15 protein-coding genes and 1 tRNA gene are annotated in these 18,014 nt (G+C 35.8%); 12 read left to right on the top strand and 4 right to left on the bottom strand.

Annotation, left to right across the window (positions count from 1 at the left end; all coding sequences use genetic code 11):
* Positions 1-52: 52 nt before the first annotated feature.
* A complete protein-coding gene (locus tag ACPF9A_RS11710; RefSeq protein ID WP_423997086.1) occupies positions 53-373 on the bottom strand; it encodes a group II intron maturase-specific domain-containing protein in 321 nt (106 codons plus the stop codon).
* 533 nt (positions 374-906) lie between these two features.
* Positions 907-986 (bottom strand) — tRNA-Leu (locus tag ACPF9A_RS11705).
* Positions 987-1,235: 249 nt separating this feature from the next.
* Here ACPF9A_RS11705 and ACPF9A_RS11700 point away from each other — a divergent pair.
* The 3 genes from ACPF9A_RS11700 (at position 1,236) to pth (ending at position 3,558) form a co-directional block, all read left to right on the top strand.
* Positions 1,236-2,177 (top strand): ribose-phosphate pyrophosphokinase, encoded by a 942-nt coding sequence (locus ACPF9A_RS11700; protein WP_424004465.1) that lies wholly within the window; start codon positions 1,236-1,238, stop codon positions 2,175-2,177.
* Positions 2,178-2,218: 41 nt separating this feature from the next.
* Positions 2,219-2,842 carry a 50S ribosomal protein L25/general stress protein Ctc gene (locus tag ACPF9A_RS11695; protein ID WP_423997084.1) on the top strand — a complete coding sequence of 208 codons (624 nt, stop codon included), beginning with the start codon at positions 2,219-2,221 and terminating at the stop codon, positions 2,840-2,842.
* Between the two features lie 86 nt (positions 2,843-2,928).
* Positions 2,929-3,558 carry an aminoacyl-tRNA hydrolase gene (gene pth / locus ACPF9A_RS11690; RefSeq protein WP_423997083.1) on the top strand — a complete coding sequence of 210 codons (630 nt, stop codon included), beginning with the start codon at positions 2,929-2,931 and terminating at the stop codon, positions 3,556-3,558.
* Here pth and ACPF9A_RS11685 read toward each other — a convergent pair.
* Both ACPF9A_RS11685 and ACPF9A_RS11680 read right to left on the bottom strand, forming a co-directional pair.
* Positions 3,555-4,241, bottom strand: a complete 687-nt coding sequence (locus tag ACPF9A_RS11685) for a hypothetical protein (protein ID WP_423997081.1) — start codon at positions 4,239-4,241, stop codon at positions 3,555-3,557. The genes pth and ACPF9A_RS11685 overlap by 4 nt on opposite strands.
* Positions 4,238-8,002, bottom strand: a complete 3,765-nt coding sequence (locus tag ACPF9A_RS11680) for a reprolysin-like metallopeptidase (RefSeq protein WP_423997079.1) — start codon at positions 8,000-8,002, stop codon at positions 4,238-4,240. The genes ACPF9A_RS11685 and ACPF9A_RS11680 overlap by 4 nt, the downstream gene beginning before the upstream one ends.
* A gap of 53 nt (positions 8,003-8,055) precedes the next feature.
* Between ACPF9A_RS11680 and ACPF9A_RS11675 the strand changes: the two genes are divergently transcribed.
* The 9 genes from ACPF9A_RS11675 to ACPF9A_RS11635 all read left to right on the top strand — a co-directional run bounded on the left by ACPF9A_RS11675 (position 8,056) and on the right by ACPF9A_RS11635 (position 17,995).
* Positions 8,056-8,982: a bifunctional riboflavin kinase/FAD synthetase gene (locus ACPF9A_RS11675; RefSeq protein ID WP_423997077.1), complete on the top strand. Its 927-nt coding sequence runs from the start codon at positions 8,056-8,058 to the stop codon at positions 8,980-8,982.
* A gap of 2 nt (positions 8,983-8,984) precedes the next feature.
* Positions 8,985-10,313, top strand: coding sequence for an HTTM domain-containing protein (locus ACPF9A_RS11670; protein ID WP_423997075.1), 1,329 nt, complete (start codon positions 8,985-8,987; stop codon positions 10,311-10,313).
* A gap of 80 nt (positions 10,314-10,393) precedes the next feature.
* Positions 10,394-11,665, top strand: a complete 1,272-nt coding sequence (gene serS, locus ACPF9A_RS11665; RefSeq protein ID WP_423997073.1) for a serine--tRNA ligase — start codon at positions 10,394-10,396, stop codon at positions 11,663-11,665.
* 235 nt (positions 11,666-11,900) lie between these two features.
* Positions 11,901-13,442 carry an amidase gene (locus ACPF9A_RS11660; protein WP_423997071.1) on the top strand — a complete coding sequence of 514 codons (1,542 nt, stop codon included), beginning with the start codon at positions 11,901-11,903 and terminating at the stop codon, positions 13,440-13,442.
* 105 nt (positions 13,443-13,547) lie between these two features.
* Entirely contained in the window at positions 13,548-14,390 is an 843-nt protein-coding gene (locus ACPF9A_RS11655; RefSeq protein WP_423997069.1) for an endo alpha-1,4 polygalactosaminidase, read from the top strand.
* 44 nt (positions 14,391-14,434) lie between these two features.
* The gene (locus tag ACPF9A_RS11650; RefSeq protein ID WP_423997067.1) at positions 14,435-14,761 is read left to right on the top strand and encodes a DMT family transporter; all 327 of its coding nucleotides are present in this window, start codon (positions 14,435-14,437) and stop codon (positions 14,759-14,761) included.
* Between the two features lie 25 nt (positions 14,762-14,786).
* Positions 14,787-15,431 (top strand): DUF1801 domain-containing protein, encoded by a 645-nt coding sequence (locus ACPF9A_RS11645; RefSeq protein ID WP_423997066.1) that lies wholly within the window; start codon positions 14,787-14,789, stop codon positions 15,429-15,431.
* Between the two features lie 68 nt (positions 15,432-15,499).
* The gene (locus ACPF9A_RS11640; RefSeq protein WP_423997064.1) at positions 15,500-17,287 is read left to right on the top strand and encodes a tetratricopeptide repeat protein; all 1,788 of its coding nucleotides are present in this window, start codon (positions 15,500-15,502) and stop codon (positions 17,285-17,287) included.
* 75 nt (positions 17,288-17,362) lie between these two features.
* Positions 17,363-17,995, top strand: coding sequence for a DUF4286 family protein (locus tag ACPF9A_RS11635; RefSeq protein ID WP_423997062.1), 633 nt, complete (start codon positions 17,363-17,365; stop codon positions 17,993-17,995).
* Positions 17,996-18,014: the final 19 nt, after the last annotated feature.

Below are 18,014 nucleotides of genomic sequence, written 5' to 3'. Positions count from 1 at the left end.
AACCTCTCAATTCATACGGCTCTTGTTATACAATCGGTAAAGCCTAAATGATTTAGACTAGTTTGTATCCCAGTTCCCAATGATAGAACATATTTGGATATGACTTTGTAATAAACCTAAGCCACTTTACGGCTTTGATTTTGCTTCCTTTGAAGCGTTTATACTTGTTCAGTATCCACCTGGTCATACGATTATGTAGGTAATAGAACACAGGTTGTAGGCTCCTACGACTTATCTTTCCATAATACTGAATCCAACCACGAATCTTAGGGTTCAGCAGATTTGCTAAATCCTGTATTCCACGTTGAGTTTTGTTATGGAAAGCAAGTTTACGGAGTTCTCCCGTGATTCGAATTTTGGACTTTCTGCTCATTTTACAATCAAACTGAAGGAATCTTCCGCCCTTTTTCAATTTAAACCTTATCGGCTGAAAGCTAAATCCTAAGAAATTGTCACATCAAAGGTAGACACTCCACTTGTAGTATTATCATATGATTAAAATTTCAAAAGCCTTATATTCGTAACACGAAAGTTATTTTGGCATAATTAAATCATATAAGTTCACAAATCGTCAACAAGATGAGTGATAATTAGCAAAGCATCGACTCTCACTGGGCTGATAACATTAGGTTCAAACCCCAGCCAGGTCACTTAATCGGAGACCATCCGAGACCAAAGCCTTGCTAATCATATAATTTGTAAGCCTTTTTTAATTTATGTTCATCATATAAATTGGTTTTAATTGGTTTAATTCATTTATACTGAATCGAAATAATAGTATTTAGTGCTAAAATAGATTTAGTTTAAAAAAATACTCAAATGTTGTACCTATGTTGTACCCGAGGTCAAAAAGTGCTGTTTTAGAACATAAAAAAAGCCTAGATTTTCATCTAAGCTTTTTTCTTGTACCTCGGGCGGGAATCGAACCCGCACTCGTTAGAACCGGATTTTGAATCCGGCGCGTCTACCAGTTCCGCCACCGAGGCATTAAATTTCAAATCTGGATTTTGAATCCAGCGCGTCTACCAGTTCCGCCACTCGAGCAAATTTGTCATTTAAAAACGACATCCCGTGAAAACAAGACTGCAAAACTAAATAATTATTTTCTTTCTATCACCAAAAATATCAAGATTTATACGTTAGCAACCAAATTTAATTTTTAAATTTGCACCTCCTTAAAAACAAGGGTTTCAATATTTTATAGAAGCAACTGTTTGGAAAACAATAAGAAAGACATGCCATACCAAGTTCCACAACCGAAAATATTTGCTTGCACACAAAGTAAAATCTTAGGCGAGAAAATCGCTAAAGCATATGGTATGGAACTGGGCAAGATATCTTTTTCACGTTATAGTGATGGGGAGTTTCAGCCATCTTTCGAAGAATCTATTCGTGGAACACGAATATTTATTATCGGTTCTACGCACCCTGGTCCTGAGAACTTGATGGAAATGTTATTGATGATCGATGCTGCAAAAAGAGCATCGGCACGTCATATAACAGCGGTAATGCCTTATTTCGGTTGGGCAAGACAAGATAGAAAAGATAAACCTAGAGTACCAATAGCAGCAAAGCTAGTTGCCAAAATGCTAGAAACAGCAGGTGCAACTAGAATAATAACTATGGATCTGCATGCCGATCAAATTCAAGGATTTTTTGAAAAACCTGTTGATCATCTTTTTGCATCTACTTTATTTTTACCATACTTAAAAAACTTAGGCTTACAGGACCTTACCATTGCATCGCCAGATATGGGCGGTTCAAAAAGAGCTTATGCCTATTCAAAAGCATTAGACTGCGACGTTGTTGTATGTTATAAGCAAAGAGCGAAAGCGAACATCATATCTCATATGGAGCTTATTGGTGATGTACAAGGCAAAAATGTTGTTCTTGTTGATGATATGGTAGATACTGCCGGTACATTAACAAAAGCCGCCGATTTAATGATGGAGCGTGGTGCATTAAGTGTTAGGGCAATTACTACACATGGTCTTTTATCGGGTGATGCATACGAGAAAATCGAGAAGTCGAAATTAACAGAATTGATTATTACCGATTCTATTCCAATAGAAATCAAGAGTGATAAAGTAAGAGTATTAAGTTGTGCCAATCTATTTGCTGATGTAATGGATAAGGTACACAACAATAACTCTATTTCTTCTAAGTTCTTAATGTAAGTTAGAAGCCAAAACAAGAATATTAATTTTTAATACATATAATGAAGTCAATTACAATTAAAGGATCAGAAAGAGAAAGCGTGGGCAAAAAGGCAACGAAGGCCCTACGTAATGCTGGAAAGGTTCCTTGCGTAGTATACGGAGGGGATAAACCATTTCACTTTTCAGCAGATGAACTTGCGTTCAGAGACTTGGTTTACACTGCAAATGCACACACAGTTGCAATTGAATTAGATGGTGGAGCTTCTCTTAAAGCAGTTATGCAAGATATTCAGTTTCACCCGGTAACGGACAAAATCATTCACATTGATTTCTATCAATTGTTCGATGATAAAATGGTAACTATGGATATTCCTGTTAGATTAGAAGGAAATTCTCCAGGTGTTCGTAATGGTGGTCGTTTACTATTTAGAAAACGTAAACTTTCTATCAAAGCATTACCTTCTAAATTACCAGATTTCTTTGATATCGATATTTCAAAATTGAAAATCGGTCAACTTATTTCTGTAGGGTCATTACTAAGTGATGATTTCACAATTTTACATCCAGAAAGTCAGGTTGTTGTTCAGGTGAAAACTGCTCGTACAGCTGTTGTTACTGATGATGAAGATGAAGAAGGAGAAGAAGGAGCCGAAGGTGGTTCTGAAGGAGCTACTGAAGAATAGTCTTTATAATTCAAATTTTACAATAGAGCATCCTGGTACTTGTATCAGGATGCTTTTGTATTTTTACACCATAAATCCAATGACAAATGTTCGGTTTTTTTAAAACACTTTTTACAAAACAGAACATAATTACTGAAGAGAAAGACCCCATGAAGAAATTTTTAATCGTTGGCCTAGGTAACATAGGTGATGAATATGCCGAAACTCGCCATAATATTGGCTTCAAAGTATTAGATGAGGTAGCTCAAGTAAATGACTTTACATTCGAAACCGTTAAACTTGGCGATATAGGCTCTTACAAAATAAAAGGAAGAACGGTAATTTGCTTAAAACCTTCTACATATATGAATCGAAGTGGAAAGGCTTTAAAGTATTGGATGGATAAAGAGAATATACCACAAAGCAATATTCTCGTCATAACCGACGATATTAATTTACCTTTTGGCACTATTCGTATTAAAACAAAAGGAAGCAATGGTGGGCACAACGGCTTAAAAGATGTAGAGCTGTTTCTACAAACCATTTTATATAACAGATATCGTTTTGGAGTTGGTGCAGACTTTGGGCAAGGCAGACAGGTAGAATATGTATTGGGACAGTGGAACGATGAAGAAAAGAAGTTAATGCCAGAACGATTAAAAAAATCTACAGAAATAATTAACTCGTTTGTACTAGCTGGTATTGCCAGAACCATGAATCAATTCAACAATTCTTAAAGTACCTTGAAATTATAAACACCGGTATCTGACTTGTTACCTTCTTCATCGATAACAACGACCCTCCAGTAATAAACTGTATCTGAAGTTACCGAAACCTTTACATTCGTTACTGTAGATGATAGTTCTCTGATTAAATCTACAGGCGGTGTTTCTACAGAAAAATAAACTTCATACCTATCGATATCACCATCTAAGTCAGATGCTGACCACGATAGCTCAACTTCGTTATTAATATCTTTAAAAACGTTGTCTGATGATGCAGGACTTTCAATCGTTGCAGGAAAAGGAGCAAAAGTTGTTCTAGATCCCGAATTATAAAAATACCACTCTTCGCTTGACACTGTTTGCTCTACCTCACTATTTCTAGAACGCACAAACCAGGAAAACTGCGTTCCCTTTGCTATTGGTAATTTTGCGGAGTTTGATGCCGAAACAATAGTTTGAACAGTACCAGTGCTAATATTCGTAACACGTAACTCATAAGTTTCGGTATTATCTGCCAAACCCCATCGAAACTCAACTTGGCTAATCTCCTCACCTAAACTTACCCCAGTCGTGCATTCAGAGTTTTCTTCTGGAAAAGCCAATTGCACAGCTTCTGGTGGATTTGCGGCACTTTTCTTCTTACAGCTAGTAACCGCCATAAACAAACATGCCATAAGTACTAAAAAGCGCATCATTCTTTAATAACTTTAGAAGTTCCTTTTATTGTTCGGCCCTCATAATTTACATAATAAATACCTGTAGCAAGAGAGCTTAAATCTAATGAGATTGTCCCATCTACTGGCAAGGTCGTTATTCTTAAAATATTTCTGCCATCGGCACTAAAAACGCTTACAACAACCTCTTCTCGTTCTGCACCTAAATATACCCTCACCACATCTTGCACCGGATTTGGATATACTACTGGTTGAATATAAAAGCCGATTTGTTCTTCATAAACGCCTTGGCAAGGTATATCGGTATACACCTTTAAAGTATTTAATCCTTTTTCTAAATCTATAGATATGGTTGATTTATCTGTCTGCAGCGCTACACCGTTCAATACTATGGTATAAAATGTAGACCCGCTCATTTCAAGCGTAACCTGAGAACCGTCTAAAGCTATTTTAGAAGTAACGCTTAATGGCAAAGGCTCTGTAATCTGCACCTCAACGCAATACTCTTGATAAGTTATGGTACCATCTGTACCTGTAATACATAAGGTATACGTTCCTGAACCTAAATTCGCCAAGTTAAAAGCGTTAGAGAAATTTTGACTTAGGTTGACCCCGTTACCAGAAACAGATACTTGATAATCTAATGCCAATTTAGGAACTATAGATAATGACCCGTCATTATTATCTCGACAAGTTTCACTCTTTAAACTAACAATAAAATTCTCTGGCGGAAAACGATATACGGCACAACCAGAAGCATCGACTTCTTGACCCGCAGGCGTGCCTAAACAAAGATCATCACCATCATCGAACACTCCGTCATTATCGGCGTCAGGTCTAAAATCACCTTCAACACAAAGTTCAAGAGCAAAAGATTTTAAACTACCACCATCAGATGGTGCATTATCTTTAACCTCTAAAGTCCATTCACCAAGAATAGACTCCCCGTTAAATGAGCTTAAACTACCTAAAGGTCTGACCGAACCGCTGATGCCAGGTTCTACAGAACAGGAAAAAGCCGGACTATCATCATCAAAAGTTGCATTTATGTTTCTTGAGTCGCCACAAGAATTTGACACCAAAGTAACTGTAGTACCGGTTGGTGATGTTAACGTTACCACTAGATCTGCCAAAAAGGTGTGTTCAATATTCAATTGCACATTTACATCTGCTACTGGCAAGTCTTCGAAAAAAACAATTTTAGAAGTAATTACCGGTGTACCGCTGCTAGATATTGCTATTGGAACAACTGTTGCAGTCTTAGTCGCACAATTAAACTGTACTGTAGAAAAACTGAATGGAGTTCCAAAATTGCCTTCACCGCAGTCATTTTTTGGTTTTACACGCCAAAAATACAATCCGTTATTCTCTAAAAGTGTTGGTGAATATGAATTACCGTTTACAGTAGTCGACTCTACTATATTTGCAAAGGCGCTATCATCAGAAATCTCAATTTTATACTGCGTATTGCCAACTGCAGTTCCCCATTCGAGAAGCACATCTGTTGATGCATTTTCAAAACCATCAACCGGAGACACTAAAATAACATCTTCAAAACTATCATCGTATACTCTTAATTGTAGTGTAATTTCTTTGGTTACGGTTGCCGCAGTTGCCTGCACTGTTATCGGATACACACCAACATCTAGTGTTGCTATGCCTACAAAATCAATAGTTACCAGAGTATCTGTAGTATCTGCCGAAATAGGAGTAAATGTTGCTGTCAAACCCGTTGGCATATTTACAATACTAAAAGTACTTTCTTCATCAAAACCCAAGTCAGTTTCATAGGTAAAAGGAATACTTAGATCATCGGGCTTACAAACATCAAAAACTACCTCATCAAAATTCAATACAATTTCTGAAGGTGTTATAGAAAAATCAATATCATTTACTGCAAAGTAAATATTGTTATCTGCTTGTATTATTATTCGACCGGTACTGGTTGCAATATTCGGAATAATGATATTCTGGGTGCCGTCATTCAACGTATTTTCTACCAATGGTATGGGAAATGTAACTCCCCCATCTGTCGATAAAAATATGGAAACTGTAGTAGTATTTATAGGTGCTATATTGGTATTTGCAACATCCCAAGTAATGGTTTGTACAGAACCGGCTTCGAAAGATTCTTCTATTGTTTGAGAACTTATTAAAAAAGGTCCGGCTTCATTAATAACCGAAACGGTCATCTCATCAGAATCTGATTGCCCTCCATTTAGCGCATTGTCGCGCACAATCAATGAAAAGTTCATCTCACGACCAACATTAGAAAGGGTTTCCCAGGCAGAACCAGAAGTAGGTACTGTCTGAGTGAGTTCTCCTATTAAAATTCTATTCAAACTTGGAAAATAGCGCTCTGGGGTCAATTTAGGAGGCAGTGACCTAAAGTTTGCCCCAGCAGGGTTATCAGGTCCAAATGTAGCCTGTGTAACAATGCCGTTATCAATCTGTTCCCAAGTATAACTCAGTACATTTGCTGCGTCAGCATCTGTAGCTTCGCCCGTAAGTACAAAAGGAGTGCCTTTTGGTATACTATAGTTTAGTAAAGGTGAAATCGTAGGCGGACTATTCGTAAGCACTTCTGTTACACCACATGAAACAGTTTCTAAATAATCTCGTATTTGAACTATGCTTACATAATGAAAGTAATCATCGCTATTAGAAGCAACATTATTAACACCTGTGATACCTGCATACCCCATAATGGTAGTACCACTAGCTGGCTCGACCTGTACCGTGGTACCTTCAGAAATATGAGAAAAAGAGTGATTTGCCCCGAACTGGTGCCCCATTTCATGAGCGACCAAATCAATATCAAAAGCATCACCCACTGGCGATGATAAAGTTGTATAGCCACTACCCTTTCTACTATCGGTACAAACAGCACCGATAAAGCCTGAGTTACCATCTAGCGTATTATCTTGTTGATTGAACAAATGCCCAATATCATAATTTGCTTCACCAATTACACTGGTCAATGTATTTTGAACCTGAGAACTTAAACTGCCGGTATAAGGATCTGTTTCAGAATTTGTATAAATTACGAGGTCTGTATTTGCTATTAACTCTAAAGTTATTGCTAAATCGCGTTCAAATACGGCATTAATTCTAGTTAAAGTAGCATTTATAGCAGCAAGTGCATCTGCCTTAGTGCCACCATGAAATTCGGTATATTCACCAGAAGCAGAAATGGCCACCCTAAACTTTCTAAGCGTTTGATCATCGACCAATTTAGCAGTTAGATTTTGTGAATATTCTTTAACCTCAGGTATCGTTTTACAAACAAAATCAATATCTCGCGTATCTTGTTCGGTTCTACGATATAAAATATAGGTATTGTCAGCTGATTTTTGCATAAAAACAGCACCGTTATCGCCCGAAATACTCATCGTACTTTGAATACCTTTTGGTGAAACGCTAAAACGAATTTGCATTGTTGGATCGTGCAACGCAATACCTTTGTATGATTTAATTGAGGGATATTTTGCAGCAAGTCCTTCTGAAAAAAGATGAGCATCTTCTACCGAAAAAGGAATTAAAGAACCGTTTTCATTGGGGAAATAGATAATATTAGCAGGTGCATTACCGGCAAGTGCAGAGAGAAATGCTTCTTGGTTTAGTGTGAAAGCCAAGCCTTTATTCACCAATAAACGCTGCTTTGAAAACTGTTTAGCGGTAGCATTTAATTCAGTATTTTTCCAATAGGTAGTCTGAGCCAGACCGGAAAAGGAAAGAAATACTATGGTAATTGAGAAAACTAGGCGTAATTTTGCAATCATTAAGAGGCTTTTAACTCAAAATCAAATATAAGTCTTTTTATTTTCTATCATAGGTGATTACAGTCCGCAACATTTCTAAATACAAAGAAGAATATCCTACGGTCATTACCATAGGTACCTTTGACGGTGTACATATAGGTCACCTTAAAATACTTAGCAAAATCATAAATCATGCCAAGAGTACAGAATTAAAATCTTCTGTGCTTACCTTTTTTCCGCATCCGAGAATGGTTTTACAAAAAGATGCCAATATAAAACTGTTGAATACGATAGAAGAAAAGATTACTATTTTAGAAAATCTTGGTCTTGACGTACTCATCATCCATCCTTTCACCAAAGAATTCTCTCGTCTTACGGCTGTTGAGTTTGTACGTGACATGCTTGTAAATACCCTACATATAAAAAAGGTCATTATTGGATATGACCATAGGTTCGGTCGAAATAGAAATGCGAATATCACTGATTTAATTACATTCGGAAATACCTATGATTTTTCGGTTGAAGAAATACCCGCTCAAGAAATCGACGATGTATCTGTGAGTTCTACAAAAATTAGAAAAGCATTAGAAGACGGCGATATTGAAACCGCTAATAGTTACCTGGGCTATGAATACATGCTTACAGGAACAATTATTAAGGGAAAAGGAATCGGTAAACAATTAGGCTACCCAACAGCTAACCTATCAATAGCCGAAGATTATAAACTGATACCTAAAAATGGTGCTTACGTTATAAACAGTATTTTAGATGGAGCGGTTGTATACGGGATGATGAATATAGGCTATAACCCAACCGTTAATGGTACCGAAAAATCGATAGAGATTAATTTTTTCGATTTTAATACCGATTTATATGATCAAAAAATTCAAGTTAATATTTTGGTTCGCTTAAGAGATGAGCATAAATTTGAATCTGTTGAGGCTTTAAAGAATCAATTAGCCAAGGATAAAGAAAAATCGCTACATTATATTAAAAAATAATTATGCTCAATAGGTTGTTATTTCAATGCATAGATAATAGCCAATTAATCATCTTCCGTATTTTTTTTGGTATTCTAGTCGCCTTAGAATGTTTTGGTGCTATCGTTACAGGGTGGGTAAAGCGCAATCTCATTATACCACAATACACTTTTCCTTTCATAGATTTTGAGTTTCTACAACCATTACCTGGTTATGGCATGTACTTTTACTTCTGCACCATGGGCTTACTGGGCCTATTTATAGCTATAGGTTTCAAATACAGAGCAAGTATCATTTCATTTACCATATTATGGACGGCAACGTATTTGATGCAAAAAACAGCATATAACAACCATTACTACCTGCTCATATTAATATCATTATTAATGTGCTTTTTCCCTGCGGAAAGAAGTCGGTCGTACGATGTTAAAATGAATGCTGAATTAGAAACCAATTCAATGTATGCCTACGTAAAATGGATAGTGGTGTTACAATTATTTATTGTTTATGTATACGCGTCAATAGCTAAAATGTATGGCGATTGGCTCGATTTTAGCACCATTGCTACATTAATGAATTCAAAAAAAGACTATTGGTTAATTGGCAATCTATTACAGCAACCATGGGTACATGTAATTATCGGCTGGGTAGGCATTCTATTCGACCTATTAATAGTACCGGCACTACTTTGGAAACCAACAAGAAAAATCGCTTTCTTTCTTTCATTATTTTTTCATTTGTTCAATTCCATTATTTTTCAAATCGGAATTTTCCCCTATTTATCGATCGCTTTCAGTGTTTTCTTTTTTGAAACAGAAACCATTCGCAGTATATTTTTTAAATCTAAGAAACCATATACCGCTTCAAAATTCATTATTCCAACATACAAAAACACTCTTCTATTAGGCTTTTCTGTATACTTTATGATTCAATTACTACTCCCCATTCGACATCACGCTATTGATGGAGATGTACTTTGGACGGAAGAAGGTCACCGAATGAGCTGGAGAATGATGTTACGAAGCAGACAAGGTAAGGGTACCTTTAAAGTAGTCGACAAAAAGACCGAAGAGGTGACCTATATAAATCCGAAAGATTACGTCACCGCAAGTCAAGAGCGTAAAATTTTCGCTTACCCAGATTTTGCTTGGCAGTTCGCACAGTACCTAAAGAAAGATTTTGAAGAAAAAAATATGGAAGTTGAAATCTATTTAGAGAATTCTTTAATTAGCATTAATAGAAAAAATTACACTCCGTTTATTGACCCCGAAATAGATTTAGCTGCAGAACCGTGGTACCAAACAAAACACCATACTTGGATTCTACCTTCTAAAAATAAAATTAAAAATTAGTTAATTACAATTTAGTCATTGAAAGTACCCTTTGCAAACAATAAGATTAACGTAAATTTACAGCCAAATACAATTCAATAATGTTACAAATACAGACCATAAGAGATAATAAGGAAGAAATTATCCTTGCCCTTGGAAAAAGAAATATTGACGCACAACCTTTAGTTGAAAAAGTGCTTCAATTAGATGAGAATAGACGTGCTGCCCAAACCAGTTTGGACAATCTTTTAGCCGAATCGAACAAGCTTTCTAAAGAAATTGGTGAATTGTACAAAACTGGTAAGGCACAAGAGGCAAATGTACTTAAAGAGCAAACAGTAAAACTAAAAGAAGAATCGAAGCTATTTAGTGATGACCTTGCTACTGCCGAAGAAGAGCTGCAAATACTTTTATATCAGTTACCGAACGCACCTCATAGTTCTGTAAAAAAAGGTTCTTCTGAAGAAGATAACGAAGAAATATTCAGTGAAGGTGATGTACCAAAACTTTATGATAATGCACAACCACATTGGGAGCTTGCAAAGAAATATGATATCATAGATTTTGAACTAGGCGTTAAAATAGCCGGTGCTGGTTTTCCTGTTTATAAAGGAAAAGGTGCTCGCTTACAACGTGCTTTAATTGCCTATTTCTTAGATAAAAATACCGAAGCTGGTTATACTGAAATTCAAGTTCCGCATTTGGTAAACGAACTTTCAGGTTATGGAACAGGTCAATTGCCAGACAAGGAAGGTCAAATGTACCATGTAACGGCAGATGATCTTTATTTAATACCAACTGCAGAAGTTCCGGTTACAAATATTTTTAGAGATGTTATTGTAAACGAAAGTGATTTCCCAATTACATATACGGGGTATACTCCGTGTTTTAGAAGAGAAGCAGGTAGTTATGGCGCACATGTACGTGGCCTAAACCGTTTACATCAATTCGATAAAGTTGAAATTGTACGTGTAGAGCATCCTTCAAAATCATATGAGGCCTTAGATGGTATGGTTGAGCATATAAAAAATATTCTACAAGAATTAAAATTACCATACCGAATTCTAAGACTTTGTGGTGGTGATTTAGGTTTTACAGCTGCACTTACGTTTGACTTTGAAGTGTTCTCAACTGCACAAGACAGATGGTTAGAAATTAGCTCTGTTTCAAATTTTGAAACATACCAGGCTAATAGACTAAAACTACGTTTTAAGGATGAAAACGGAAAGAATCAACTAGCTCATACACTAAATGGTAGCTCTTTAGCATTACCTCGTGTTTTAGCTGGCATTCTAGAAAACTACCAAACTGCAGACGGAATTAAAATTCCAGATGTATTAGTACCTTATTGTGGTTTTGATATGATAGAGTAATCACTAAAACATTCAGATTTTATTCTGAGGTTTAAATTTTAACATATATTCAATAAAACGCCGTATAGCATTGGTTATACGGCGTTTTGCTTTAAAACACATGCCTAATAATATCGACTTGATAAAAACATTTTTTCAAATGCAACTCAGCCACACTACCTCATCTATATTCATTAATTTAGTAAAACCTTCATTTTCAAATATGAACTAGTAAAATCTTAAAACTTTCTTCATTATGAATTTCAAATTCAATTGCTACCTGTTAATTATGAGTATGATTTTTCTAGGCTGCGCTGATAACAAATCTACAAATGAAAAAGAGCTAGACATTGAAGAACTAACCATTTCAGATATTCATAAATCCTATAAGAATAAGACCTTTACCAGTGAACAGTTGGTAAAAGCATATCTTGAAAGAATTGAAAATTTTGATAATTCTTTGAACGCAATTACGGTAATTAACCCCAGAGCTTTAGAAATAGCGAAAGAACTTGATGAAGAATATAAACGAACTGGCACTTTACGCCCTTTACATGGTATACCGTTAATTGTAAAAGATAATATTAATACAGCAGACCTACCTACTACTGCAGGTTCTCTGGCACTACAAAACTATGTTCCAGAAGAAGATGCATTTATTATCAAGAAACTTGTAGAAGCCGGTGCAATAATCATAGCAAAATCTAATATGGCAGAATGGGCTTTTAGCCCTATGCATAGCGAAAGTTCAACAGCCGGCACCACTAGAAATCCGTATAATACCAACTATGTACCTGCGGGATCCAGTGGTGGTACAGGTGCTTCGATTGCCGCCAATTTTGGAACAATAGGTCTTGGCACAGATACTGGAAATTCAATCAGAGGTCCATCATCTCATAATGCTCTGGTAGGTTTTAGAACTACTTTAGGCTTAGTAAGTAGAAGTGCAATTGTTCCGCTTTATTTGAGAAATGATGTAGTTGGTCCTATGTGCAGAACTGTTGAAGATGCAACTAAAGTTTTAGAAGTTATTGCAGGCATAGACCCTAAAGACCCACTAACAGCATATTCAGAAGGGAAGACACCAGCAGGTTATACACAATTTCTTAAAAAAGATGCCCTTAACGGTTCTAGAATAGGTGTTCTGAGAACCTTAAGTGATGACAGTCCGCATCCTGAAATAAATCAATTATTTAATAATGCACTTCTCCAATTAGACTCTTTAGGAGCTTCGGTAATCGATTCGGTTATCATACCTGATTTTCAAAACTTAAAACAAAACCAATGGTGTGCCACTTTTCGCGAAGATGTCGAGACTTTTTTATCTGATTATGTTAAAAATGATTCACTAAAAACCATTGAAGATATTATTGAAGTAGGAAGCAAGTCTGATTTTGCAAGAGAAAGGTTAGTAAGAAATGCCGCCCACACTGGAAGATGGGAAGATTCAGAAATACCCTGTTTAGATGCTTATACAGATATACGCAGAGTTGCTTTTAGAGAAGCTATTGAAAATATGATGGATTCTTTACAACTAGATGCTATTGTATATCCATCATGGAACAATCCACCAGCACCTATTGATCAATTTCAAGAAGAATACAAGGGAGACAATAGTCAAATTATTAGTCCGCATACGGGGCAGCCAGCTTTTACCGTTCCTATGGGTTTTACAAGTAATAATCTACCTGCAGGACTCCAGTTTCTGGGCAGAATGTATGACGAGCCTATTTTAATAGGACTTACCTATTCTTATGAACAGGGCAACAAACACAGAAAATCACCCGATTTAAAATAGCATCAACTTTCATATTAAGGTTCGAATAGGCTAATTCTTATTCTAAGGCGTATATAAACAGACAGTCTTTTATTCCCCATAAAATTTACACCTTAAATACTTATTATGAAAAAATTCATTCTACTTTTAATGTTATCGGTCTTTCTTGCTTGCAGTAACCAAGATGACAATACAAATACCGAAGAGGTAACGGAAGAAAATGAAAATTTCAGCGCCATACCAGTCTATAACCACGCATATATTGAAAATTATGAAGTAGACCAAGTAGCCTACATTGCTTTAAATGCAACAAATGCATATGTATTAGTTGATCCGTTTGAAGATGACATTGCAGAATCAATTGCTGAAATAAAAGCAAATGGCAATCAATTAGCAGCCTATATCAGTATTGGTACAGGCGAAGATTGGAGAGATGATTTTTCAGCTTTACAGCCTTTTTTAACTACCGAACAATGGACAGAGTGGCCAGGTGAATATTTCGTAAACACTACTACAACCGGAATTATCGAGGTCATGAAAGCTCGAATTGATAAAATTGCCGATTTAGGTTTTGATTGGGTAGAGTTTGATAATATGGACTGGGCACTATATGATGACACACGAGAAACATATGGCATTCAAGTATCTAAAGAACAAGGCATCGCATATTTTCAAGAGCTCTGTAATTATGTACATGAAAAAGGTATGAAATGTATGGCCAAAAACTTTGTTGAAAATGCGGAAGATTTTGATGGAGTCACCTACGAATCATACAACAATGAGAAAAATTGGTGGGATACTTCTGGGGCACAGAGTTTTTTAGATGACAAAAAACTTGTTATTGTAATACATTATTACGAAAGCAACTGCAACCAAGTTTACGCTGATTACCAAGATATTTATAACAAAGATCTTTCATTTATCTGTGAAGACACCACACTAAAAAAGTACCTTCATTACAATGAATAAATTAAAGGGATTATCGACCTTTACTACTACAAAAACTGTTCATTATGAATTGGGTACTATTAATAATCGCCGGTCTATTTGAAGTAGCTTTCGCCTTTTGTTTAGGCAAAGCAAAAGAAACCACAGGTAACGAAATGTACTTATGGTATGTTGGTTTTTTAGTCGCACTTGCCATAAGCATGATTCTTTTGGTAAAAGCGACACAAACATTGCCGATTGGCACCGCTTATGCAGTCTGGACAGGTATTGGAGCAGTAGGCACTGTATTAGTAGGGATATTTGTATTTAAAGAACCAGCGACTTTTTTACGCATTCTTTTTATTACAACATTAATAGGTTCAATCATTGGTCTTAAAGTAGTTTCACATTAGAAACACTTAAAAACAACGCACTCTTATGAATAAAAAAGTGGATACTTTTTTAACCGAACTTTCACAGTGGCAAGTGGAACTTATTCGCCTTTGTGAGCTAATTTTAGAATGTGATGTTGTAGAAGATTTTAAATGGAAACACCCTTGCTACACCAATAATGGTAAAAATATTGTCTTAATACACGGCTTTAAAGAGTATTGTGCGGTACTTTTTTACAAAGGAGCTGTATTAAAAGACCACAAAAACATATTAATTCAGCAAACCGAAAATGTACAGGCTGGCCGGCAAATTAGATTTCAGAATATTGAAGAAATTAATGAGCTATCGGTGGTGATTAAAGAATATATTCAAGAAGCAATAGCTCATGAAAAATCGGGGAAACAAATTCCGATGAAAAAGGTATCCGATTTTGCCGTTCCTTTTGAATTAAAACAAATATTTATGGATAATCCGGAGTTTAAAATTGCATTCACAAATCTAACTCCCGGTCGCCAAAAAGGATACTTGCTTCATTTTAATCAGGCGAAACAAAGTGCTACGCGGGTAGCAAGAATCGAAAAGAATACCAAAAGAATCTTCAACGGTAAAGGTTTAAATGACTGTGTTTGTGGTTTATCTAAAAGAATGCCGAACTGCGATGGTTCTCATAAACAATTACAGGTTACTTAATGCATAATTTCAAGCGCTTGTTACCATCTCCTTAACAACAACTTACCGCATTCTATGTATCTTTGGTTATGCGCTTTATCTTTTTCATTATAACATATACAGCTCTGTCAACATTCAGCTTTGCCCAAGATGATTTCTTGGCAAAGCAATATTTTGCTGATGGCGATTTTGAAAAAGCAGTTGTTTTTTATGAAAAATTAGTAGAAAAAAACCCAAGAAGAACAGAGTATGTTCAAGATTTAGTCGCCTGCTATCAGCAACTAGAACGATATGTGGAAGCTGAAGATTTTTTGAAAGAACGCTTAAAAGACCACAACCCCTACCCTACACTCTTAATAGATTTAGGTTACAACTATGCCCTTCAAGAAAAAGAAGATATGGCACAGATTAATTATGACAAGGCTTTAGACATCATATCAAAAAATCCGAATTACGGTTATGCCTTAGGTCTTCAGTTTCAAAAATATAGCCTTTTAGATTTAGCCATTAAAGCTTTTCAACAATCAATGAATTTGAACCCTGCTTTAGACTTTAACTTTCAAATGGCAAGAATTTATGGCGAACAGGGTAATGTTGAAGCGATGTACAACTCGTACTTAAATCTGGTAATCGATGGTAAAACATCTAAATCTAATATTCTAAGAAGCATCGATGATTTTGTTTCTGAAGATGCGGAAGATAAAAACAACATCCTGTTAAAAAAAGTATTGTTAGAACGGGCACAAAAAAATCCTGATGTGCTTTGGAACGAACTTTTAAGCTGGCTTTTCGTACAGCAAAAACAATATGGTAGTGCATTTAGACAAGAAAAAGCTATTTATAAACGCATGAACGGTAGTTCTACAACGCGTTTAGAAAATCTAGGGAAAGATGCTCTAGAGAATGATGAAAATGAGGTTGCAAAAGATATTTTCAGCTACATCATTGAAAATACCAGTAATAACATAACAAAATTAGACTCAGAATTATACCTCATTGATATTGAATTACTGAACCCAACTACAAATCAATTAGAAGCAATTCAAAAAAAATATGATGCGCTAATAGATGAGTACGGTTATAAAACACAATCGCTACAACTTCAAGTTGCCTATGCCAATTTTCTAACCTTTAAAAAGAATGATCCGGCACCTGCAGAAAAATTACTGAAAAATAGTCTTGATCTTCCTTTAAGCGATAGAGGTACGGCATATTTGAAATTAGCCTTGGGTGATATTTTGGTCTATGATAAAAAATTTAACGAAGCCCTTATCTACTTCTCACAGATTCAACAAAAATTAAAGAACGATGTGCTTGGGCAAGATGCCCGTTATAAAGTGGCACAAACAAGTTTTTATAAGGGAGATTTCGATTGGGCATTGACACAACTTAAGGTATTGCGTAGTTCTACGTCTCAACTTATTGCGAACGATGCCATGCAATTAAGCTTATTGATATCTGATAATTCACTCGAAGATTCTACTCAAACCGCACTTAAAAAATATGCAAGAGCCGATTTTTTAGCCTACCAAAATAAAACCGATGAAGCAATTACTGCATTGGGCGATATTTTAGAAAATCACAAGGGAGAAAAAATTGAAGATGAGGCACTATTGAAGCAAGCACAGTTGTTCGAAAAACAGAAAAAGTATGAAGATGCCGAACTAAACTATCAAAAAATCATCACATTCTATGGTAATGGCATTCTTGCCGATGATGCTTATTATGCCTTGGGCGAATTATATAGAAAAATATTGAACGACCCCATCAAAGCCAAAGAACAGTACGAGAAAATTATCTACAATTATCAAGATAGCTACTACTTTCCTGAAGCACGAAAGAACTTTAGAATTTTAAGGGGAGATTCCATAAATTAAAATCAGGCTTCATCTAATTCGTTTTAAGCGCTAGTTAAACTAACTTTGCATATCAATTTGAACTTGAACTAACGCATGTATATATATAACGTTACCACTAATGTAGAAGAAACTGCTCATGATACTTGGGTACAATGGATGAAAGAAATTCATATTCCACAAGTACTTTCAACAGGCAAATTCTTAAGCGCAAAATTCTCAAAAGTATTAGTTGAAGAAGATATGGGCGGCTTCACTTATTCGGTACAATATACCGTACAAGACAAAGCTACTTTAGAACGGTATTACAAAGAAAACGCTCCTGCATTAATAGAAAGTATTCAGCGTAAATTTGCGGGGCAATTGGTTTCTTTTAAAACAGAATTAGAAATAGTAGATGAGTACTTTGTACAAAGGGCTGCGGCTACACACTATTTATTTACCTATGGCACCTTACAAGAAAGAGAAGTACAATTAGGTGTTTTCTCTAGACCATTAAACGGGTTTGAAGATGAATTACCATTATATATTATATCTGATGACAAAGTAGCCGACCTTTACCCGACCCTAAAACATACGGGCGTTAAAGAAGATGTTATTAAAGGTCAAGTGTATACGCTATCTCATCAAGAATTAGAAAAAGCAGATAATTACGAGGGTGATGCTTACGAAAGAATTCAGATTCAGCTAGCTTCTGGAAAAAACGCATGGGCTTATATCGCAAAATAAGATAGTGCAAAATATTAGT

This window comes from Maribacter sp. IgM3_T14_3, assembly GCF_049603095.1.
Taxonomy (GTDB): domain Bacteria; phylum Bacteroidota; class Bacteroidia; order Flavobacteriales; family Flavobacteriaceae; genus Maribacter.
This window is presented reverse-complemented; position numbering and strand designations above follow the sequence as displayed.

Coding starts and splice junctions, on each gene's coding strand:
- ACPF9A_RS11710 (WP_423997086.1), bottom strand. CDS start 373: ATGAGCAGAAAGTCCAAAATTCGAATCACGGGAGAACTCCGTAAACTT.
- ACPF9A_RS11700 (WP_424004465.1), top strand. CDS start 1,236: ATGCCATACCAAGTTCCACAACCGAAAATATTTGCTTGCACACAAAGT.
- ACPF9A_RS11695 (WP_423997084.1), top strand. CDS start 2,219: ATGAAGTCAATTACAATTAAAGGATCAGAAAGAGAAAGCGTGGGCAAA.
- pth (WP_423997083.1), top strand. CDS start 2,929: ATGTTCGGTTTTTTTAAAACACTTTTTACAAAACAGAACATAATTACT.
- ACPF9A_RS11685 (WP_423997081.1), bottom strand. CDS start 4,241: ATGATGCGCTTTTTAGTACTTATGGCATGTTTGTTTATGGCGGTTACT.
- ACPF9A_RS11680 (WP_423997079.1), bottom strand. CDS start 8,002: ATGATTGCAAAATTACGCCTAGTTTTCTCAATTACCATAGTATTTCTT.
- ACPF9A_RS11670 (WP_423997075.1), top strand. CDS start 8,985: ATGCTCAATAGGTTGTTATTTCAATGCATAGATAATAGCCAATTAATC.
- serS (WP_423997073.1), top strand. CDS start 10,394: ATGTTACAAATACAGACCATAAGAGATAATAAGGAAGAAATTATCCTT.
- ACPF9A_RS11660 (WP_423997071.1), top strand. CDS start 11,901: ATGAATTTCAAATTCAATTGCTACCTGTTAATTATGAGTATGATTTTT.
- ACPF9A_RS11655 (WP_423997069.1), top strand. CDS start 13,548: ATGAAAAAATTCATTCTACTTTTAATGTTATCGGTCTTTCTTGCTTGC.
- ACPF9A_RS11650 (WP_423997067.1), top strand. CDS start 14,435: ATGAATTGGGTACTATTAATAATCGCCGGTCTATTTGAAGTAGCTTTC.
- ACPF9A_RS11645 (WP_423997066.1), top strand. CDS start 14,787: ATGAATAAAAAAGTGGATACTTTTTTAACCGAACTTTCACAGTGGCAA.
- ACPF9A_RS11640 (WP_423997064.1), top strand. CDS start 15,500: ATGCGCTTTATCTTTTTCATTATAACATATACAGCTCTGTCAACATTC.
- ACPF9A_RS11635 (WP_423997062.1), top strand. CDS start 17,363: ATGTATATATATAACGTTACCACTAATGTAGAAGAAACTGCTCATGAT.